We start from the raw sequence: 20,962 nt of genomic DNA on the forward strand, positions 1-20,962 counted from the left end.
TACAAAAACGCGCTCCGCCAAAAGGCAGAGCGCGTTTCTTTTATGCATTTTCCTGTTTCAAGCTTTCGATGATGTTGTCGTTCTTGATCTTGGCGATCGAGTACAGCATCGCTGCGCCGACAATCAGGAAGATGACGACGATGACGAAGGCGATACTGCCCCATGGCACCGCAAACCCGTAACTGAAGGTCTGGTTAAGTGCGTAGTGCATCGCGAACATCGCCGCGAAACTGATCGGCAAGCCGTACGCGAGCGCTTTGACGCCGTAGAACAGACTTTCGTAGCGGATCATTTTATTGAATCCGTTCGGGGTCATGCCGACCGAGCGCAGCATGGCGAATTCCCGTTTACGGAGTTGGATGCTCGTCGAGATGGTGTTGAAGATGTTCGCGATGGAAATGAGCGAGATCAAGGTGATGAACCCGTACGTGAACACTTGCATAAGCAAGACGAGTTGTTCCTGTTGCTGGCGCTGCTGGAAGACGTTCGAGACATTGATGCCCGCTTCGTTGATTTCCAAAATCTCCGCTTCTGTCTTCATCGGGTCGCTTGTCGCAAGTGAGATGACCGGATACGTATCAGCAGCAATGAAGCCGAGTTCATCCAGTGCATCCATCGGGACGATCAAATCGAGGCTGCCTGGATAAGCGGTGGATACACCGGCCGGGGCTTCGTCCGTCAATGCCGCGATTTCGACATTGGCGAGCACTTCCGGTTCAACCTCTTCGCCCATTTCATTGATGGAACTGCCGAGAAGTTCGATTGTCTCGCCCGGTTCCGCTTTAATGGTCTTCGTTTCATCGATCGTGCCGGACATGCCGTTCTGGTAGACCACTTCGTCGATGACGATGGCGCGCGGCGTTAGCTGGCCGAAGCTCGCCGGCTCCACGCCGACTTGTTGTGCGTATTGCTCGAAGTTTTCATTGTCCAGGGCATACACCGAGATGTTATAGAGGTAACGGCCCTCAATGAGGTGAGCTTCACCCCGTTCGATTTGTTCGGTCAACACGTCCGGCAAGCGGTCTTGTGTGATGTGCGCCTCTCCTCCCGCCTGGCGGATCAGGCCGGCTTCGGTCACATCAGGAAGGCTTGCGTATTGCTCGAGGCTGTCTTCGTTCAGTTCGCCGCCGTGCAATTGGATATCGTATTGCAGCTCGCTTTGCGACATGGCCAGTGAGGTTTTCAAGTTATTCGTGAAATAGGTCACCGTCAGGAACAAAACGATCGAGATGACCAGTGAAAACACCGTCGCCAAATAACGCTTGCGGTTGCGTTTCAAGTTCTTCAAGCCGATTTCCGCTTCCAGTCCGAACAGCTTGCGCACCCATTTTGAGGTTTTCACGGCTTTACCCGTCAGTTTGATGTCCTGCGTCTGGCGGATGGCGTCAATCGCGGAAATCTTCGACGCTTTTTGCGCCGGCACATAAGTCGAAATCAAGATGGTGAGTGCCGAGACGCCAATCGCGACCACGAGCATCATCGGCGTGACGACGACTTCCAGCTGCTGGTCGACATTGAGCGCGCCCTTAAGGAAGGTGTTGATGAATTGGAAGGTCACCCAAATGCCGCCGAGCCCTGCGAGTATGCCGAGCGGGATGCTGATGGCGCCGATGATGGCCCCTTCGAAAAACACCGAGTTGCGTTTCTGCCGTTTCGTTGCCCCGACGCTTGCGAGCATGCCGAGATGCCGTGCACGTTCGGAGACGCTGATGGCGAACGCGTTGTAGATGAGCGCCACCGAGCCGATGACGACAATGCCCATGATGATGCCGGCGAGCGAGAACAAGGTCGTCCGCAAATTATCATTTTGGGTCGTTCCGTATAGGCGCAGGAGGTCCGAATTGAAATCGACCGTGGGAATGCCTTGTTCTTCGGCAAACGCGTAGGCATCTTCGAATAAATCGTTGTCGACTTTCGAAGCGACGACATAGCCGTCGAAGGTCTCATCTGCTGCGGCTGTCGCGGTATCGGTCCATCCGACGACGCTTACCACCGGCAGCCAGGACACTTCCCAGCCCGGCCGTTCGATGATGCCGACGATGTCAAAAGTCTGCTCGTTTACATCGACCAGTTCTTCGTTGAGCGTGTCACCTGCGCCAAATTGCATCGGGTCGTACTCCGAGAGCTTGTTGCCCTCAAGGCTGTGGATGCGTTCCCCGACTCCTGCTGTCAAAGTATCGCCGACTTCGTACTTCTCCTCGGTACTAGTGTTCAAAGTTTCCGAGATGACGACTTCATTGGCGTTTTCAGGCAAGCGCCCTTCTGTGAGCGCAAGCGGGAAATGGTCGATTCCTTGTGCTTCGAAATTGCGAAAATAAAGATAGCGTTTTGCTTCGTTTTTGGAGTTGTCGAAAGCGGCAAACCCATTGCTTGTGACGATGAGCTGTTCGGTGTTATCGTCGTTTGCGATTGCTTCAAGCTGCTGAGTGGTCGCGTCTTGATACTCGATATGCCATTCGCCGTTTTCGTCGATGTCTTCCCGGATCAACAGATCGAGAAATGACACGCCGAGCGTTGCGACGGCCGTGATCATGGCGACGGAAATGATGGCGCCGATGATGGTGACAAGCGAGCGCCGTTTGTTTTCCTTCAAGTGGCGGACGGTGACTTTATTGACGATGTTCATGAGCGGATGACCTCGTCTTTGGCGATTTTGCCGTCTTCGATGGAAATGACACGGTCCGCCTGCAAGGCGATGCGCTCATCGTGCGTGATGACGATCAAAGTCTGCTTGAAGGTTTTGTTGAACATCTTCAGGAGCTCCATGATTTCTTCGCTGTTTTGGCTATCCAAGTTTCCGGTCGGTTCGTCCGCCAGCATGATCGCCGGGTTGCTGACGAGCGCGCGGCCGATCGAGACGCGCTGCTGCTGGCCGCCGGATAATTGGTTCGGCAAATGGTTGAGCCGTTGGTCGAGCCCGAGCGCCCCGGAGATCTTGCGGAATTGGTGTTTGTCGACGCGTTGTTCGTCGAGCAGCATCGGCAAGGTGATGTTTTCCTCGACCGTCAAAATCGGGATCAAGTTGTAGAACTGGTAGATCAAGCCGATTTGGCGGCGGCGGAAAATCGCGAGCTGCGTTTCGTCGAGCTGGTAGATGTCCGTGCCGTCGATTGACACATTGCCGCTGGTCGGGCGGTCGACGCCGCCGAGCAAGTGGAGCAACGTCGATTTGCCGGAACCGGATGGCCCGATGATGCAGATGAATTCGCCTTTGTTGACGCTAAACGACACATCGTCAAGTGCTTTGACCGCCATTTCATCCTTGCCGTATACTTTTGATAAGTTTTTTACTTCCATGATTGTCATGAGTGTACCCTCCGTTTGGTTGTTGTTTATGAATAAATTGAACATATTTTGGGAATTTCATTGCAAACGATATTCCGCAAAACGGCTTGCTTTCCTGGGGGCTTGCGCTGAACTAATTCGGACTAGCGCCCGAATGGATTTCAGCACTTCGTCGAAACGGAGTTGGAAAGCCACCTCCGTTTCTGCTCCCCAAGGAGTCTGCACCGTTTTGCTCCATATCTCTTTGAACCTTGCAATTAAAAATATGCCTGAGACGATTCTATACCGCTCCACTACTCTCTTTGAATCTGCTATGCAACTAAGTTATGTGTAAAATAAATTCACTTAAATTAAATAAGATGTTCTTTCACCAACTTCAAACCGTCTTACATAACTTTAGTATAGAGAGGGTTCATGACTGCCCGGTGACTCTTAGGTGACAATCCAGTCACTTAAGGAAAATTAGGTAAAGGTCTGTTCCAGCCCAATTGAAGTGGAAGGCAATTTCCAGATATTGATTTCATGTTACAATTTAATTATCAAAACTCCTATTAAGCTCAGTTTATTTGCACAGGTTTACAGTGAAACAACTCACCTATTATAGAGGAGGGGTAAAACGTGGATTTCTTATTGTGGTTCATGATTGGTTTCATCCTTATCGGATTGCTTGTGTTCCTTTTGATGAAAAAACCAATGGAGATGAAACTCGCGCATGTTAAAGCAAACCCGGACAGCGAGGAAGCTTCAAGAGATACCAAGCACATGATTTGGTGGGTGTGGAGCGTGACGGCTTGGGGCGTTGTCAGCATCGCGCTGGTCGTCTGGTGGTTTAACAGTACATCGGGACAAGCCAAAAATAGTGAACAGAAATTCCAGTGATGCGGAGTTTCTGTTTTTTCATTCCACAGAAAAAAGCAGGCGCTAGATCACCTGCTTGTAGAATTTGATATGGAAGCGGGTGCCATCACCCGGTGTGCTGGCGACTTCGATGTCGCCGCTTTGGCTGGTGATGATGCTATAGGCCATGGCGAGGCCGATGCCGACCGAATCGTCGCCGGCGTTTTCGCCTTTATAGAAACGCTTGAAAATATAGGGCAAGTCTTTTCGGGAAATGCCGCTGCCGTTGTCTTCGATGCGGATGCTGGTGTAGAGCGCGTTTTCGCTGTAGCGGATGGCCAGCTTGCCGCCTTCTTCGGTATGTTCGACACAGTTTTTCAAAATATTGATGAGCGCTTCTGTCGTCCAGTTGAGGTCGCCTGTAAACGCCGCATCTTCATCGCCTTCGATCTCGAGGTCCTGCATTTTAATGTCCACCGGAATGAGCAGTGGTTCGACCGCTTTTTCGATGAGCATGGATACCGGGATGCGGTCTTGTTTGAAATGAATCGTGCCGGCATCGATCTTCGACAGTTTGAGTAACGACGACACGAGCCAGTCCATGCGCTCGAGCTGCGTGTGGAGATTGCGGATGAATTCGGTGCGTTTCGCATCGTCCAACTCGCTGTCGCGCAAGAGATCCGCCATGACCATCATCGAGGTGAGCGGCGTTTTTAATTGGTGGGAAATATCCGAAATGGCGTTCGTCAGCTTGCCTTTGTCTTCAGTTAGAAGAGCGCCGTGTTCCGACAGCATTTTCGTCACTTTATAGAGTTGCGTTTTGAGAAGGCTCAGCTCGCCTTCGCGGTTGTCGCGCACATCAAGCTGGAAATCGCCGCCGCTGATTTGCTGCAGGAAGCCGGTCAAGCGTTCGATTTCCCGGTAGCGCCACCAAGTGAAGATGATGGCCGTTGCGCTGAGCGATAGCGAGACGCCAAGCACGAACCAAGCGGCCGTAGAAGAAACGAAAATGGCGGCCAGGACCGTGCCAAGTGCACTGATTGTAATAAGTGCAACGAGCAGCCAGCGGATTTCACGGTTGCGCAACATTCTTACTCACCCGCCTTATAGCCCATGCCGCGGACCGTTTTAATGAGCATTGGCTGTTGAGGATCGTCTTCGAGTTTTTCGCGCAAGCGTTTAATGTAGACCGTCAACGTGTTGTCGTTGACGAAATCGCCGCCGACGTCCCAGATGCGGTCGAGCAATTGCGCACGCGTCAGCACTTGGCCGAGGTGGTTCGCGAAAATGAGCAGCAAGCGGTATTCAAGCGCGGTCAAAAGAACTTCATTGCCCGCTTTATGGACTTTGCCGTCCGAGGTGTTGATGTGCACGTCACCCAGTTCGACGACCGTTTTCGGCTGCGCATGGCGCTGGTAGCGGCGCAGCACCGAATTGATGCGCGACAAGAGTTCACGGACGCGGAACGGTTTGGTGATGTAATCGTCCGCGCCCATATCGAGCCCCATGACGACATTCACTTCGTCGTCAAACGCCGTCAAAAAAATGACCGGGATGTCGCTTTTCTTTTTGACGAGCGCGCATAAGTCATAGCCGCTTCCGTCAGGCAATGACAGATCGAAGAGGCATAAATCGATTGCGGAGAGCTGCCCTTCGATCGCTGCGGTGGCGTCTTTTGCCGTGTGGCATAATACCGTGGTGAAGCCTTCTTGTTCGAGCGAATATGTCAGGCCGGAAGCGATCGTCCGGTCGTCTTCGACTACGAGTATGTTCATCTGTATTCCCCTATTCCTGTTGAAATGAAAAAAGCCGGTACCGGTAGATTGGTTATCATCTACGATACAGGCTTTCGGTTCGAGTGACTAGCGGCAGCCGGAATTCCCCAGAAAATCTTAAGAATTGCCTTTTGGTTTTTTCGTCTTTTTCGCGGCGTTTTCTGAGCTATAGATAATCCCGAGCGCCAAAAACGCGATGCCGAGTGCCGGTGACATATCACCCGTGAAACTTAAAATCAAAAAGATCAACCCGAGCATGAGAAAGACGTGCCCCGTCGATTTCATCGTCTCATTCCTTTCGTAGTTTTGCCGTGTCTTTCCGTGTAATGAAATATACGGCTATGCGTTGAAAAAGTTTCGCCACTTATAGAGGTCTGACGTCTACTGTATATTTTCTTGCATTAAACCTGCCGATGTAGTAAGCTGTTCAAAGTAAACACCCCCATAATCTATCTGTATAACCTTAAGAATACGGCTTAAGGGTCTCTACCAGGAACCGAAAAATCCTGATTACAGAAAGCGATCTTTCGTTTTCTGTAATCAGGATTTTTTTATTTTCTAATAAACCAACATAGATGTATGAAGTTCAAAGCCTTTAAAGATTTTTTGTGAAACAGGATTCTTTATTTCAACTATTCCGTAAAACCACTCCGCTTTCCTGCGGGCGAGCGCCAAGCCTCCTCAGAAGCTGCGCTTCTTGCGGGGTCTCGGCTGTCTCGCTTTCCCGCGGGAGTCTCCGTGGTTTTACTCCATAGCTTTTGTAATATTGGTAGAGAATCCATTCATCAAAGCCTGCGTCACACTAAAACTTGTATAGACGAAAGGAAGCGTATGTTATGAATTTGAAAGTTTATATTTTAGCCTTGGCCACGGTGGCGGTCGGGCTTGTCGAACTGATCGTCGGCGGCATCTTGCCGACCATTGCCGAAGAGTTTGATGTATCGGTGAGCGCTGCCGGCCAATTGATCACCTTGTTCGCCTTGATTTACGCCGTCGCCGGTCCGGTGCTATTGATTGCAACGAGCCGCTTCGAGCGCAAGAAAGTGTATTTGATTTCCATGTTCATCTTTTTCCTTGGAAACATCATGACTTTCTTCAGCCCGGACTTCACGTGGATGGTCATCGCGCGCGTCATCACCGCGGCGAGTACGGCGCTCATCGTCGTCTTGTCCCTCACGATTGCCGCGAAAATCGTTGAGCCGCCTTACCGCGCGAAAGCGATCGGCCTGATCTTCATGGGGATCAGCTCGTCGCTCGTGCTCGGCGTTCCGCTTGGCATCTTGATTGCCGATGCGTTCGGCTGGCGTGTCATTTTCCTTGCGATCGCTGCCCTGTCGCTCGGTTCGATGGCGTTGATCGCGCTTTACATCCAGCCAATTCCTGGAGGCACGGCGATTCCGCTCAAGCAGCAATTAAAAGCGGTCGCAAGTGCGAAAATCGGCACCGCCCACCTTGCGACGCTGTTCATGCTCGCCGGGCATTACACGGTGTATGCGTACTTCACGCCGTTTTTGGAAACGACGATGCAACTCAGCCCGTTCTGGGTCAGCGCCTGTTATTTGATTTTCGGCATCGCGGCAGTGAGCGGCGGCGCAATCGGCGGCACCTTGTCCGATTCGATCGGCTCGAAAAAGAGCATCCTGATCGTCATCTCGGCGTTCGCCGTCAGCTTGTTTGTGCTTCCGTTCACGACGTTCTCGCTGGTCATCTTCTTGCCGGTGATGGTCATTTGGGCTGCGCTCAGCTGGGCGCTTGCCCCGCCGCAGCAAAGCTATTTGATCGAAACCGACCCGGCCACATCCGACATCCAGCAGAGCTTCAATAACTCGGCGCTGCAAGTCGGCATCGCGCTCGGATCTGCAGTCGGCGGACTTACTTTGACGCAAACCGGCTCAGTCACGAGCACCGCGTGGGTCGGCGCCGTGATCGTCCTGGTGGCGCTTGGCTGTGCAGTATTCTCGATTACACGTCCAGCGATTGAACGCAGTATACGTAGCTACCAAAAATCGCAAAGCCTATAAACTAAAATATAGATCTGCCACGATATCTATTAAAGATACATGTAACTTTTAAAAATCCATTTCCCACCAGTTGCTGGGAATGTAAGCGGCGACTCCGGGAGGATTAGCGAGACAATTGAGACCCTGCAGGAGCGCTAGCGACGAAGCGGCTCAATGCGAGCCCTCCGGAAAGCGTCCGCTGAAATGTACAGCAACACAACTGATATAAATGCCAAAAGACTGTCCCTATAAGTCATCACGATGACTTGGGGACAGTCTTTTTATTCCCGGAATCCCGCCTCTTTCATAATCCACACATACGGCCTTTCCGGCAAAGCTTCTTCCAACTCACGGATCAACTCTAACAGTTCCCGCGTGAACACTTCATACTCATCCGGCGGCGACACCACTTTCAATAACTTAATCAGCGAAGCCGTCGTGCCGCGTGTGATATAGCCTTTTTCCTGGTGCAGCTGCGCTTCGAGCTGTGTGAGTTCAAGCGGAGACCTTAACCGGAAAGAATACAGCACTTCTTCGTGCGCCGCCTTATTGCGGAACGGGAACGCGATTGACAGAATTTCGTCGAGTTCCACTGCGCTCAGCTGGATGCCCTGGTCTCCTGCGTCGTCTATGAAATCCTGCGCAATGCGCGTGCGCAAACTTTGGTCGATGACCGTATAGAAATTGGTGATTTGGCCGAGCGACAGGAAATTGACGAGAACCCAAAGCGGCAAGTTCTTATGCTTTTCGTAAAACTCGCGGAGCTCCGGATAGCGCACGCGGTGGCGTTTCCGGTGGCTTTCGATCAGGTTATTGAGTGTCGCCGTGATGCGGTCGCGTTCATGGAAATGGATATCGTCCGGGCTGTAATTCGCGCTGTCGAGAAAGCTGTCGACTTCGGGAAAGCGTTCGGAAAACCGGTACGCGATCTTGGATTTGATGCTGCGCTCGAACTTCAATAATTCCCCGAGCAGCAACATGCGCAGCTTGCGGTCGAACTGATACAGCGCCAGGACGTGATTGAACGTCGTGCCGGCTTCGTACATTTCCTCGCCGTATGGGTTTTTCGTTTCATCGCGCTCAAGGAACGGTTCTTTGTAGCCGTCGATGAGCGCGTAATAATTATCGCGCGACAGCACGCGTCTTGCGGCCGCTTCGTCTTCAACCACGAGTCCGCGGCTTTTCAAGATCGCGAGCTGTTCGTCGTGCGTCGCAAAGCTTTTCATGTCCACCTCTCCCTGTTTAGTCATCGCTGAACAACGCGCCAGCGATAGCCGCTGCGTCTTCCTCATCTTCCATCATGACCGCGGCTGATAGATTGCCGACGTTCGGGTCGTAGCCGGCGAACCAGCCCATATCGCCGTCGTCGGTTTTGATGACAGCGGCCTTGCCGGCAAGGCCGTGGCCATCTTCGTCACCGGCTTGGGCGAGCGCCGCACGGACCAATTCCGCTTGCTCGGCACTGAGGAGCTCTTGCTGCAGGCTTTCTTCTCCTGCGTCTCCTAAAAGAATCGGCTTTTTCATTTCGCCGTCTGCTAAAAATGTGCCATACATGAGCGCCGCATGGAGAATGTTGACGCGCACTTGGCTCTCGCCGGATGCGGAACTCGCGAGTTGGCCTTCTGAGCCGAATGTTCCGTTTTCCGAGATTTGCGAGGCCGCAAGCGGCACCGGATAATCGAACGCCTGGCCGAAGCCGAATTCATTCAAGCCCTCCAGGAAGCTGTCGTCCGGCATATTGCCCGCCTGAATCGCGAAATAAATGCTGTCCGAATGAACGAGCGCTTTTTCCAGATCAATCGGGTTCGAAACGCCCGGATTCGGACGGGTGATGCGGAAATCATTCCAGGACGGGAATTTCTGCCACGTCTCCCCGTCGATCTCAATGCCTTCCGCCGGATCCAGTGCGCCTTGCTTCATGGCAACGGCCGCAGTGACCGGCTGCATCACATAAGACGGTGGGTACGATGCGGCTGCCCGGTTAAAGAAGGGCTGGTCCGGATCGTTGGTGAGCTGGCGGAAGCGGGTTTCCTTAATTCCAGGAATGAAATCATTCGGGTCATAAGCCGGCGAACTGACCAGTACATGCGTCTCGCCGGTATACGGGTCGACCGCAGCGGCCGTGCCCGGTTGCCCGCCCATTTCTTTGTAGACTTCCTGCTGCAATTCGGCGTCGATCGTCAGTGTGATCGTCTCGCCGGCTGCTGAGGAATTGTCGACGGCGGTGATCGTTTCGTTTTGTGCGGTCTTTTCAATCAAGATCTTGCCGCCGCGTTTTCCGCGCAGTTCGGTTTCGAAAATTTCTTCCAAGCCTTCACGGCCGACGATATCGCCTTGGCCATACCCTTGCCCGCTGCGCTCTTCCAGCTGTTCAGCGGTGATCGGCGCAATGTAGCCGGTCAAATGTGCCATCGATTTGCCGTACGGATAATGGCGCATCGTCACTTTCGTGCGTTTCGTGCCGGGAACCGCAAACAGCCGGTTCAATTTCTCCCGGTCCGGCCCGACAGTTCCAAGCGGCACGTAATGATGCGGCTCGACCCACGGCTTTTCGAGTTCTGCGTCAATGTCTTCGACGGACAAATCCAAAAGCCCGGCGAGCCGCTCCGTGTAATCGTCGCGGTCAAAATTCCCCGGCACGACGCCGATTTCGTACGCATCCGTATTGCCGGCGATAACCTTGCCGTTGCGGTCGACGATTTCGCCGCGCTCGGTATCGCTGATCTGCACCGAGACATTATCGCCTTCAGACAGGTTCGGCAAAATGAAAGATGGATCCCATTCTGCGTACCACTCACCTTCTGCGTGTTCTTCCATCTCCTCATACACAAAGCTCAGCGTCTTGTTGAATTCAATCTCGCCAATGACGCTGTCCATTGAAATCGTCAACGGGAGATCTGCAGGCTCGTTTTTCAGCCACGGCTCTTCGCCCAATTCCCAATCGATTTCGCGCTCCGATAAGGACAATTGCTCCTCGAGTTCCACTTGCCACTCAATGAAGGTTTCCTCGCCGAATGCTTCTTTGGCACGCTCCGTCAAAAATTCTTCGTACAGCGTTTCGTATTCGCCCGCTTGCCACAATTCCACGAATTGCTCTGCCCGCGGCTCCGGCGATGCGACCGTCTCCGGTTCCGCCTCTTCCGGCGCCGGCGCTTCCGCTTCCTCGTCCGAACACGCCGCAAGCACAAGCGCCGCGCCAACTCCGATTATCCACAGCTTCCCTTTCCCCATTGCTACCCCTCCGTCTCCTTAGCCTTTTCTACCATCTTACCCTGAAAACGCTCGCTTCAATACGGAAATTTTTGGATGAGGAGTTTGAAAGTTCGAAATTTCTCCAGGCGGACGCTTTCCGTTGTTTCAACTATTTTTATAAAAACATTGAGAAATCCGCTTAAAAACGAAGAATCTCATTCATTATGAAACAAACCGCCCCATCTTCCGTATAATTAAGGAAGAAAAGGAGGCCATTTATGTTCGCTGAAATGAAATCGCGTTATTTGATTCTCTTCACCATCCTCGGCGTCCTCGCGACTTTAATCATCTTCATGCTGATTGGCGCGGATCCCGTCACAACCGAAGTCGCGGTGCAAATTGCCTTTTATATTGTCGTCCCGTACTTTTTCTTTCATTATTATTGGGGCAAGAACCCCGATTGGTCGTTCGGTGAAGTGTTGACCACCAAAGGCATTAAGCCATGGCTTCCTGTCATTACCGGCATGGTGTTTGTGTCGATTGCGTTCTCGCTGACGATGTTCTGGCTGCAGCTCGCGATTCTCTACCCGGCGTTTCCGTGGCTGGCGGAATTATTGCTGGCGCCGGTCGAGATGCCGGGCGGTATTGGGTATGAATATTTCATGCTGGTAACGCTCGTGATCTTGGCACCGATCGTCGAGGAATTCGTCTTTCGCGGCGTGTTCTTGACACGGATTGCGGCAAAAACTTCGATGTGGGGCGGCATCTTGATTTCGAGTTTGATGTTCGGCGTGCTGCATCTCGACTTTATCGGCTCGTTCTTGTTCGGCATCATCGCGTCGCTCCTGTATTTGCGCACCGGCAATTTATTGCTGCCGATCCTGTTCCACATGCTCAACAATGCACTGGCGGCTTTATCGATGTATGTGCCGATCGACGAATTTTTCGCAATCGATTGGTTTATCGTCACAACGGCCGCGGATATCGAAGCGAAAGCACTCGCGAATATCATCATCATGATCATCAGCACGCTGCTCACCGCTTGGATCATCTACCGCCTCGCAAAAGGCTTGAAGGACACAACTGCTGCACGCGAAATCGCTGAACCGTTGGCGAAAAATGAAGCACCGTAGAGAAAAATTGTCGATGATCTGTCACGCCCCGTTCATATAGCGTTTATATTCGTGCGGTATGATACAGTCATACGAACTCAGGGACATGCAGCGACCCATTTGCCGCTGTGCCCAAAAGCTATAGGAGGATTTTCATGAACAACACAGCTACACCGCGCAACAATACGTTGGAGAAAAAATGGAGCTTGCGCTTGATCCAATTCTCGGCTATCTTCGGATTTATCGGGACCTATCTCGGGTCGCATATGGCGGGACAGATGGATTACGCGCTGCGCCCAATCCACGCCCACATCCTGCTCGTCGGCTGGCTCTCGGTTTTTGCCTGGGGCGTGTTCTACCGCTTGTATACGGTCAAATACAAAAAGCTCGTCACGATCCATGGATTCCTGGCGATGATCGGCGCAGTCGGACTAACCGCCGGCATGTGGTTTTATAATTTAAACCCGTTCAATATGAACGATACGTTTGTCTTGATCTTCTTCATCGCAGGCGGCACAATCCTGCTGCTCGCGTTCTTATTGTTTGCGGTCATCACGTTCTTGACGGAGAAAGACTGACGAAAACGCCCGGATGAGTCTGGGCGTTTTTTTCATTTCCCTCTGGTCCGTGAAATACCGTATAATGGAAGCATCGTGAAACGGAAGGGGAAATTATGGATGACCCTGAACAATTTGATCCAAAAACGCATGCTCGTGCTGATCGGCCTCGTGCTCGCCGCAGCGCTGATCATTGCGCTCGTGTGGAGTTCGGATACGGCCGATACAGCAGAACAGGCGGTGCGCGACGGCGACGATGATCTCGTCTTGACGCCCGTCTACGAATTGAACGGCCGCGCCCTGTTTTTCTTCATCCGCGGCGATGACAGTTTCGGGGCGGCGACGGCGACGGAATCCTGGTTCGGCTGGCGGCTTGAGACGCGAAGCGAAGGCACCATCCCCTCACTCGACGACCCGGACCGCATCGACAGCTATATGAGCAGCGACGGCTTGCTCTTCGGACTCTTTGACCCGGCAGACGGGCGCCATGTGCAGATCGGCGAAATGCCGGCCGATCAACTCTTGCTGGGCGAACGCTTCCCGATCGAATTATTGGAAAACACAGGCCTTGCCGGAAAAGCGGTCTGGTTTATCGAAAACGCACCAGAAGAGCGCCCCATCCCGCTCCAACTGCTCGATGCAGACGGACAGGAACTGCAGCGTCTGGAAATGTATTAAAAAAACCGCCCAGATCCGTCTGGGCGGTTTTGTTGTGTATTAGTGTTTCTACTATTTGAATAAAGTAGATGGTGAGGGGTTTAGAGTGGAAATTTTTTGATGTTCAATTTTTCTTCTTAATAGTATTCACTGCCCGGCTTTGGGTTGGCCTTTAGCCGCAAGCCAATGAAATGGCGAAAGGAAGTTGAGCCATTTCATTTGCGACGCATCTGCGTAGCAGATGTGGGAGCAAGGTGTTTGATGTGATGCTTGAATAAAATTTGTATCTTCGGCGTCGGCTCACCCTTGGCGCTGGGCAGCTGAGAGACTTCATTGATTCAGGTGCGTTTAATCAAATCTGCTTCTTTAATCAATTGCCGGCTAGTGGGGGAATCGCTTCCCGAAACTAGTATCAAGTACATCAGTGATTGAATCAAAAAGCTTGGAAGTGGACCTGAACTTTTCAACTCCTATGCTATAGCCAAGATGACTGATGCTAAAATGCCTGATGCATTTCTACTTCCCCCGTCGAGTGGATAGTAGAAACGATATACCCCTCTTAAAATAAAGACGGAGTGGAAGGGGCCGACTCCGGGAGGATCAGCGAGACAATTGAGACCCTGCAGGAGCGCAGCGACGAAGCGGCTCAATGCGAGCCCTCCGGAAAGCGTGCCCCTGCAACGCAGTCGAAAAGCGGAAGCTTTTCCTCTCACTTCTTACATGATCCATCTACTTTCAAACTCACAACTTCAAAGCTTTTCCTTCTTCCTCTCAGCTTCCGCTTTGCCGATCGAAAATCCGTCGAATAAGCGGCCGCCATAAGGTTCGAGGACGCTTTCGACGAATTCGATGATGTGTGACGTTTCATCGGTCCGGTAAAAATGCTCGAACGCTTCGACAAAACGGACCGCCAGTTCGTGATTATGCGCTTCGAGTGAACGAATCACCCACTTGGACGAGCCGATCCATTTTTGCTCCGTGCGCAAAATGAATTCGCTCACCAAATCCGAAAGCGTATTGACGCAAAACAGCCGTTCTTTCCGGTCGTCGCTGCCCCGGAGGTCGTCCAGCACATCGGTGATGAAATAGCGTTTCGTGCGGATCGTGTCCGTGCTCCACGCTTCCGGGCCTGCATCCAGCAAGGCTTTTGCTTCTTGCTGGATGACTTCCATGATGCCCGAATCCTTCAGGATGATGCCTTCGCTGACCATGCGCGGCATGCTCGGCTTCGCGGCTTTTCGGTCTTTTTCAAAAAACTCCTTGTACGAACTTAAATTATAAACAAACACTTCGATCGGCCAGCCATAAAAAATCATTGATTCACGGTATGAACTCATCAAAGTTTCATCGAACACGACGATGTCCAGATCCGACGTCGCTGTCTCTTGCCCGCGCACCACACTTCCTGCCAGCAGCGCCCCGCGGCAATGGCGGAAATTCGTTTCGACAAATACTTTGGCTGTGTGAATCGGTTCCCAACGTTGTCTCATTACTTTCCCCCACACTCTCTTTTATTGATCTTTCCCTAGCATACCCTACCTGGTGCAATTGTGCGCATAAAAATACAGACATTCTTTTGAATGCCTGCAAGTCTGTCACTTATTCAAATCAGCCAATGCGCTTCCGACACCCGGGTAGCGGAAGCGAAAGCCCTCGCGCACGAGCCGCTCCGGTACGACCCAGCGGCTTTTCAAAATCAATTCGGTTTCAGTCCGAAGCGTGGCGGCCCCGGTTTCAAGCATCCATTTCGATGCTGGAATCCCGGCACGGCGGTTCAAAGATTGCCGCAATGCTTTCATCCATTCTTTATTCGTCACGGGATTCGGGGCGGAAGCGTTAAAGACGCCCGAAAGTTCATCGCGGTGCTGCATGAAACGGACGGTCCGGTACAAGTCTTCGATATGGATCCAGCTGAACATCTGACGGCCATTGCCTTGTTTTCCGCCGAGGCCGTATTTCACGAGCTTGCGGTACGGTTCCATGACGCCGCCTTCACCGAGCACAATGGCGATGCGCAATGCGACTTGGCGCGTTTTTGGCAGTTGGAATGAAAAGAAGCTGTCTTCCCAGGCTTTTGCGACTTCGACGGAAAAGCCGTGCCCGATCTCACCGCCGCCTTCCGTCATCGGGCGGTCTTCGGCATGGCGGTAAATCGTTGCAGTGCTGGCATTGACCCATAGTTCCGGGGGCGTGCTGCACGCTTCGATCACTCGTCCAAGCGCTTCGGTCGTTTCGGTGCGGGAGTTGAAAATCTCGCGTTTATTCTCTTCGGTGTAGCGGCAATTGACGGATTTCCCTGCCAGGTTGATCACCAGTTTCGCCCCGTCGAGCGCATTTTTCATGCCCTGTGCGTCGTCCCACTGGATATGCTCCGATTGCCTTGAAATGATGTAAACGCGGTAGCCGAGACGTTCGTATTTTTCTTTCAAATACGTTCCGATAAACCCCGTTCCTCCTGCGATGACTGCTTTCTTGACCATATTTTTACCTCTTTTCGCCGTAATTCTATCATGTTAGACGACGGACCTATGGTAATAGTTGCAGTTTTTTAGGGAATCCCTTCCCAAGCTATAAGGTCTGTTGAAACTGTTGCTTTTGTTCCGCTTCGGTTACACTTGTTTTTATGCGTTTCCTTATATGAAGAAAGTTGGTGGATGAATTGAAGAAAAAGAGAGGCTTAACTTTTAAAGTCATCAGTGCTTTGATCTTAGGTGCGATCACGGGACTGCTTTTAAATCTTTTTGCGCCGGAAGTTTTCGCAATACTCAATCCTTACGTCTTCGTGCCGGTCGGGCAGATTTTTCTCGCCCTCATCAGCATGCTCGTCGTGCCGCTCGTGTTCTTGTCGATCGTTCTCGGAACTGCGGGGCTTGGCGATCCGGCGAAGCTTGGCCGCATCGGCATCAAGACGATTTCTTATTTCCTGGTGACGACGACCATCGCCATCACCATCGGACTTGGTTTGTCTGCACTTGTCCAGCCAGGTGCTGCAGGTGATTTCGATATCGACGCGGCGACTTACAGCCCGGACGATGCCCCATCGATCGCCGACACGCTGCTGAATATCATTCCGAAAAACCCGCTTGAAGCCATGACCGAAGGCAATATGCTGCAGATCATCGTCTTCGCGGTCTTTGTCGGTCTTGCCCTGACGGCACTTGGCGACAAGACGAAAGGCATCTTGAATCTTGTCGAACAAGGCAATGACGTGATGATGTACTTGGTCGGCATCGTCATGCGCTTCGCTCCCTACGGCACATTCGGCCTGATCGCTACAGCCATCGGATCGCAAGGCCTCGCCGCGATCCAGGCAATGGGCTCCTATATGCTCGTCGTCATCGGCGCGCTGTTGATCCACGCTGCCTTTACTTACGGCGGCACAGTCTATTTCCTGGCGAAGAAAAGCCCGATCTGGTTCTTCAAAACCTTTATGCCGGCCATGACGGTCGCTTTCAGTACTTCCAGCAGCACAGGCACGCTTCCGGTTTCGATGGAAGTGGCGCAGCGTGACTTGAAGATTCCGAAGTCGGTCAGTTCCTTCGTCCAGCCGCTCGGCGCGACAATCAATATGGACGGCACCGCGATCATGCAAGGGGCCGCGACGATGTTCATCGCACAAGCCTTCATGGTCGACTTGACGCTCGGCCAATTATTGACGGTCGTCTTGACCGCGGTACTTGCGAGTATCGGGACCGCCGGCGTTCCTGGCGTAGGGCTGATCATGCTCGCGATGGTACTGTCGAGCGTCGGGCTTCCAGTCGAAGGCATCGGCCTCGTGCTCGGAATCGACCGCTTGCTTGATATGTCCCGCACAGCAATCAATATCTCCGGTGACGCAGCTTGCGCATTGATGGTTGCTGAATCCGAGAAAAAGCACGGCGTGGAAACAGAAGAAGTCCTGAACCCACAAGAAGCATAATCACCAAAAGCCTCCCGGCGATGTCGGGAGGCTTTTCTGTGGAGAAATGATTGATGCGATACGCATAGAAACGTGAAAGGAGGTGATAGGAAAAGTTTCCGCTTTTCGACTACGTTGCAGGGGGCTGCTTGGGGCTCGCAGGATGCGAGTCATGCAGCTTAGCTGAAAATAAAAGCAAATTAGTTCTAATCCACCATCCAATTTTCAAGGTCGAGTGCAGACGCCACATAACAGGAAGCGATTCCCCCACTAGCCGGCAACACGTATAGAAGCAGATCTGATTAAACGCACTCAACTCAAAGAAATCTCACAGCCGCCGAGCGCCAAGGGTGAAGCGAAGCAGTAAGACAAGTGTTCTTCTTGGCTTACTGTGGGAGCTCAACCCAAAGCAAGGCAGCGACTACCATCATAATCCTCAATTAGCACATCGTAATTTCTCAACACCCAAACCCTCGCTACCTTCATCTACATGCCACCCAAGAAGCATAAAACCACTCTTCTTAAATCGCTGTCCAGCCGCCGTCGACTTTGATCGTCTCGCCGGTGACGAAGTTCGATAAGTGGGACGCCAGATACAACACTGCGCCCGATGTGTCTTTCGGCTGCGACAGGCCGTCCAGCAAAATGCGGCTGTTGACGTCTTCTTTGAACGCCTCGTCTTCAAACATCTTCTCCGTAAACTCGGTCTCGACGAATGTCGGCGCCACAGCGTTGACGCGGATGCCTTGCTTTGCCCATTCGACCGCGAGCGCTTTTGTCATCTGCACCATGCCGCCTTTACTCGAGCAATACGCCGCCCGCTTAATATAGCCGACAAAGGCCATTTGCGACGCGATGTTGATGATGCGTCCGCTGTTTTGCGCGAGCATGTATTTCGCTGCCGCTTGGCTCGCGAAAAAGGCCGATTTTAAGTTCAGATCGAGCACCGTATCCCAATCTTCTTCCGTCACCTCCATTGCCGGCTTCGCGATATTGACGCCGGCGTTATTGACGAGCACGTCGATTGTGCCGAACTCCTCCGCAGCGGTGTCGATCAACTTTTTCACTTCCTGAATATCGCTCAAATCCCCGGCGACCGCGATGCAGTCAGGGTTATGGCTGCGCAGTTCTTCGAGCGCGGCTCCGAGCGCTTCCTCGTTTCTTCCGGAAATCGCGACGTTTGCGCCGAGTTCAGCGAATGTCAGCGCAATGTCTTTGCCGATGCCTTTGCTGCCGCCGGTGACGACGACGGCTTGGCCTTTCAATTCCGAGAAATAGTTCTTCATTTTAGCCCTCCTGTTCCAAATCGTTTTTCAAAAACTGGATCAAGGTCTGTTCTCGTTTGCGGTTAATCCCTTCGGACACTTCGGGCTCCCAATTGTAGAAGCCTTCGCCGGTTTTATCGCCGAGCTTTTGCTGCTCGACCAACTCCGATAAAATTTTGCCGGAGCGCTGATTGTCCGATAACTCTTCGAATAAATAATTCGAAATGGCCGAGAACACGTCGAGACCGCCCATGTCCGCTGTCATCAACGGCCCCGTCACCGGAAGCCGCCGCCCGATGCTGTAAGTGACCGCTGCATCAATGTCTTCCTTGCTGGCAGCGCCTGCATCCAATAAAGCTTGCGCTTCACGAAACAGCGCGTATTGCAGGCGGTTGCCGATGAATCCCGGCAGTTCCTTGTTCAATAAGATCGGCTTTTTATTCATCAATGTCAATAACGCCATCGTACGCTCGGTCGTCTTCGCTTCGGTCCGTTCCCCGTTAACGACTTCGACAAGCGGGATCAAATGTCCTGGATTCCAGAAATGGGCGACGATGAAGCGGCCTGGATGCGCCATCTCCTCAGCGAGCAGCGAAGGCTTGAAACCGGATGTGTTGCTTGCGATGATGACCGACGGATCGACGTGGCTTTCCAATTGCTTGTATAAGTCTCTTTTCAACTGCAGTTTTTCAGGGACGACTTCCAAAATGAATGTCGCCTCTCCTACCGCTTCTTCGAGCGATGTCGTAAAGCGGATTCTCCCGCGGATTTCCTGCGCTTCATTTTCATCAAACAGCCCGTTGTCGGCCATGACGGCGAGTTTTTGCGCCAAGCCTTTGTCGGCATTCGCCAAATCTTGCTCGTTGATGCCGTAAACGATCGGCGTTTGGCCGGACCAGGCGGCGGACAGGGCAATCGAATGCCCCATCGTCCCAGCTCCAAGAATTGTCAGTTTCTCCATATGAATGCACCTCTTCTTTAGATTGGATGATACAAGGAAACCCAACAACTTCCGGATCGGACAGCTGTTGGGCACATAAATCTTATAGACCGATTGAGAACAACACGACAGCGAGTACCGCACCGAGAAGCGGCACGACAACGGACAATGCGCCGAATGCCGGGTAGGCGTCGCGGTGGGTTTCCCCTGCGATCGAGCGGATCGTCGTTACGACGTAACCGCCTTGCGGCAAGGAATCAAGCGAACCGGACGAAATGGCAACTGTCCGGTGCAAGGCTTCCGGATCGACGCCCATATCGAGATAATGCGGTGCTAATAGCGGAAGCGCAATCGCCTGGCCACCGGAAGACGATCCGGTGAGTCCGGCGATGACCGCAACGGCCAGTGCCCCGCCGATCAACGGGCTGCCCGGGATGCCGGTCATGACATCGACGGCTGCTTCAAAGGATGGTGTCGCTTTGACGACGCCTCCGAAACCGACGACCGCAGCGGTGTTGGCAATCGCGATGACCGCCCCCATCGCCCCGTCGCCGAGCGCTTTGCTTAAGTTGCGGATGAATTTAATATTGATCAGGCAAGTCGAGATGATCCCGCCGGTCAAGGCGATGATCAATGCAGACGTGCCGAGTGAATCATGGAAAATATACGAGAAGCCGAGAACGATCAGAAGCGGAACCATGCTGAGGAGCGGGTTCGGCAAGTCCTTGCGCGATTCGTTGTCCGGGTCGGTCGGGCGTGACTCGAACTCTTCGCCTTTCGCTTTCGCTTTGTTGATCATTTTCGTCAGCCACCAGTACCCAAAGACCATCATGAAGACCGCGACGATTGCGCTGACTTCCCAGCCGGCGTACGGTGAGGTGCCAAGAAATTCAATCGGGATCCAGTTCTGGATTTCCGGGGATCCGGCAGACGTCATCGTGAATGTCGTCGACCCGAAAGCAAGTGCCGCCGGAATGAAGCGGCGCGGCAAATTCGCTTGCTTAAAGAGGCTGAGCGCCATCGGGTAGACGGAGAAGGCGACGACGAACAAGCTGACGCCGCCGTATGTAAGAACGGCACAGGCGAGAACAACTGCAAGTGCTGCGCGTTTCATGCCCATCTTGCCGACAATCCAACGCGAGACGCTATCGGCAGCACCCGTGTCTTCCATCACTTTACCAAAGATGGCCCCGGTCAGGAACATCAAATACCAGGACGCGATAAAGCCGGTGAAGCCGTCCATGTAATTCGTCAAATAATTGGCCGCGCCTTCTCCCGCTAGCTGCGGGAATAAAGGCAAGCCGTTCAATACTGCCACAAACAATGCCGTCAGCGGCGCTGCAATCAATAAGTTCATGCCGCGCATCGTCAGGACAATGAGTAAAATCAATCCACCAAACATGCCGATCAAACCGAGCATACGTTATTCCTCCCATACCACCTA

General features: G+C 52.6%; 18 protein-coding genes and 1 riboswitch. Of the genes, 6 read left to right on the top strand and 12 right to left on the bottom strand.

Annotation, left to right across the window (positions count from 1 at the left end):
• Window positions 1-40 precede the first annotated feature (40 nt).
• Window positions 41-2,626, bottom strand: a complete 2,586-nt coding sequence (locus AB9R92_RS08415) for an ABC transporter permease (RefSeq protein WP_370669014.1) — start codon at window positions 2,624-2,626, stop codon at window positions 41-43.
• Complete coding sequence (locus AB9R92_RS08420; protein WP_370669015.1) at window positions 2,623-3,306, bottom strand: ABC transporter ATP-binding protein; 684 nt, start codon at window positions 3,304-3,306, stop codon at window positions 2,623-2,625. The genes AB9R92_RS08415 and AB9R92_RS08420 overlap by 4 nt, the downstream gene beginning before the upstream one ends.
• 597 nt (window positions 3,307-3,903) lie before the next feature.
• Between AB9R92_RS08420 and AB9R92_RS08425 the strand changes: the two genes are divergently transcribed.
• On the top strand, window positions 3,904-4,164 hold the full coding sequence (locus tag AB9R92_RS08425; RefSeq protein WP_370669016.1) for a hypothetical protein: 261 nt from the start codon (window positions 3,904-3,906) through the stop codon (window positions 4,162-4,164).
• 42 nt (window positions 4,165-4,206) lie between these two features.
• On the opposite strand, the gene AB9R92_RS08430 is transcribed toward AB9R92_RS08425, so the two are convergent.
• The 3 genes from AB9R92_RS08430 to AB9R92_RS08440 form a co-directional block, all read right to left on the bottom strand.
• On the bottom strand, window positions 4,207-5,211 hold the full coding sequence (locus AB9R92_RS08430; RefSeq protein WP_370669017.1) for a sensor histidine kinase: 1,005 nt from the start codon (window positions 5,209-5,211) through the stop codon (window positions 4,207-4,209).
• A gap of 2 nt (window positions 5,212-5,213) precedes the next feature.
• Window positions 5,214-5,897, bottom strand: a complete 684-nt coding sequence (locus AB9R92_RS08435) for a response regulator transcription factor (protein WP_370669018.1) — start codon at window positions 5,895-5,897, stop codon at window positions 5,214-5,216.
• 117 nt (window positions 5,898-6,014) lie between these two features.
• Window positions 6,015-6,182, bottom strand: a complete 168-nt coding sequence (locus AB9R92_RS08440) for a hypothetical protein (RefSeq protein ID WP_370669019.1) — start codon at window positions 6,180-6,182, stop codon at window positions 6,015-6,017.
• 148 nt (window positions 6,183-6,330) lie between these two features.
• Window positions 6,331-6,430, top strand: a riboswitch (purine riboswitch).
• 303 nt (window positions 6,431-6,733) lie between these two features.
• On the opposite strand from AB9R92_RS08440, the gene AB9R92_RS08445 reads away from it, so the two are divergent.
• Window positions 6,734-7,918: an MFS transporter gene (locus AB9R92_RS08445; RefSeq protein WP_370669020.1), complete on the top strand. Its 1,185-nt coding sequence runs from the start codon at window positions 6,734-6,736 to the stop codon at window positions 7,916-7,918.
• A gap of 260 nt (window positions 7,919-8,178) precedes the next feature.
• On the opposite strand, the gene AB9R92_RS08450 is transcribed toward AB9R92_RS08445, so the two are convergent.
• The gene (locus AB9R92_RS08450; protein WP_370669021.1) at window positions 8,179-9,123 is read right to left on the bottom strand and encodes an Abi family protein; all 945 of its coding nucleotides are present in this window, start codon (window positions 9,121-9,123) and stop codon (window positions 8,179-8,181) included.
• A gap of 16 nt (window positions 9,124-9,139) precedes the next feature.
• Window positions 9,140-11,128 (bottom strand): penicillin-binding transpeptidase domain-containing protein, encoded by a 1,989-nt coding sequence (locus AB9R92_RS08455; protein WP_370669022.1) that lies wholly within the window; start codon window positions 11,126-11,128, stop codon window positions 9,140-9,142.
• Window positions 11,129-11,367: 239 nt separating this feature from the next.
• On the opposite strand from AB9R92_RS08455, the gene AB9R92_RS08460 reads away from it, so the two are divergent.
• The 3 genes from AB9R92_RS08460 to AB9R92_RS08470 all read left to right on the top strand — a co-directional run bounded on the left by AB9R92_RS08460 (window position 11,368) and on the right by AB9R92_RS08470 (window position 13,436).
• A complete protein-coding gene (locus tag AB9R92_RS08460) occupies window positions 11,368-12,222 on the top strand; it encodes a CPBP family intramembrane glutamic endopeptidase (RefSeq protein WP_370669023.1) in 855 nt (284 codons plus the stop codon).
• Between the two features lie 167 nt (window positions 12,223-12,389).
• Window positions 12,390-12,779 carry a hypothetical protein gene (locus tag AB9R92_RS08465; RefSeq protein ID WP_370669102.1) on the top strand — a complete coding sequence of 130 codons (390 nt, stop codon included), beginning with the start codon at window positions 12,390-12,392 and terminating at the stop codon, window positions 12,777-12,779.
• A 99-nt stretch (window positions 12,780-12,878) separates the two neighbouring features.
• The gene (locus AB9R92_RS08470; RefSeq protein ID WP_370669024.1) at window positions 12,879-13,436 is read left to right on the top strand and encodes a hypothetical protein; all 558 of its coding nucleotides are present in this window, start codon (window positions 12,879-12,881) and stop codon (window positions 13,434-13,436) included.
• 728 nt (window positions 13,437-14,164) lie between these two features.
• Here AB9R92_RS08470 and AB9R92_RS08475 read toward each other — a convergent pair.
• Both AB9R92_RS08475 and AB9R92_RS08480 read right to left on the bottom strand, forming a co-directional pair.
• The gene (locus AB9R92_RS08475) at window positions 14,165-14,905 is read right to left on the bottom strand and encodes a nucleotidyltransferase domain-containing protein (RefSeq protein WP_370669025.1); all 741 of its coding nucleotides are present in this window, start codon (window positions 14,903-14,905) and stop codon (window positions 14,165-14,167) included.
• Between the two features lie 105 nt (window positions 14,906-15,010).
• On the bottom strand, window positions 15,011-15,895 hold the full coding sequence (locus AB9R92_RS08480) for a TIGR01777 family oxidoreductase (RefSeq protein ID WP_370669026.1): 885 nt from the start codon (window positions 15,893-15,895) through the stop codon (window positions 15,011-15,013).
• Between the two features lie 170 nt (window positions 15,896-16,065).
• Here AB9R92_RS08480 and AB9R92_RS08485 point away from each other — a divergent pair, with 170 nt between their 5' ends.
• Entirely contained in the window at window positions 16,066-17,334 is a 1,269-nt protein-coding gene (locus tag AB9R92_RS08485; protein ID WP_370669027.1) for a dicarboxylate/amino acid:cation symporter, read from the top strand.
• 500 nt (window positions 17,335-17,834) lie between these two features.
• Here the strand turns inward: AB9R92_RS08485 and AB9R92_RS08490 are convergent, their stop codons facing one another.
• The 3 genes from AB9R92_RS08490 to AB9R92_RS08500 all read right to left on the bottom strand — a co-directional run bounded on the left by AB9R92_RS08490 (window position 17,835) and on the right by AB9R92_RS08500 (window position 20,938).
• Window positions 17,835-18,599 carry an SDR family NAD(P)-dependent oxidoreductase gene (locus AB9R92_RS08490; RefSeq protein WP_370669028.1) on the bottom strand — a complete coding sequence of 255 codons (765 nt, stop codon included), beginning with the start codon at window positions 18,597-18,599 and terminating at the stop codon, window positions 17,835-17,837.
• Window position 18,600: 1 nt separating this feature from the next.
• Window positions 18,601-19,539: a 3-hydroxyacyl-CoA dehydrogenase family protein gene (locus AB9R92_RS08495; RefSeq protein WP_370669029.1), complete on the bottom strand. Its 939-nt coding sequence runs from the start codon at window positions 19,537-19,539 to the stop codon at window positions 18,601-18,603.
• 82 nt (window positions 19,540-19,621) lie between these two features.
• Window positions 19,622-20,938 (bottom strand): GntP family permease, encoded by a 1,317-nt coding sequence (locus AB9R92_RS08500; RefSeq protein ID WP_370669030.1) that lies wholly within the window; start codon window positions 20,936-20,938, stop codon window positions 19,622-19,624.
• Window positions 20,939-20,962 lie beyond the last annotated feature (24 nt).

It is taken from the genome of Planococcus sp. SSTMD024 (assembly GCF_041320495.1).
Classification (GTDB): domain Bacteria; phylum Bacillota; class Bacilli; order Bacillales_A; family Planococcaceae; genus Planococcus.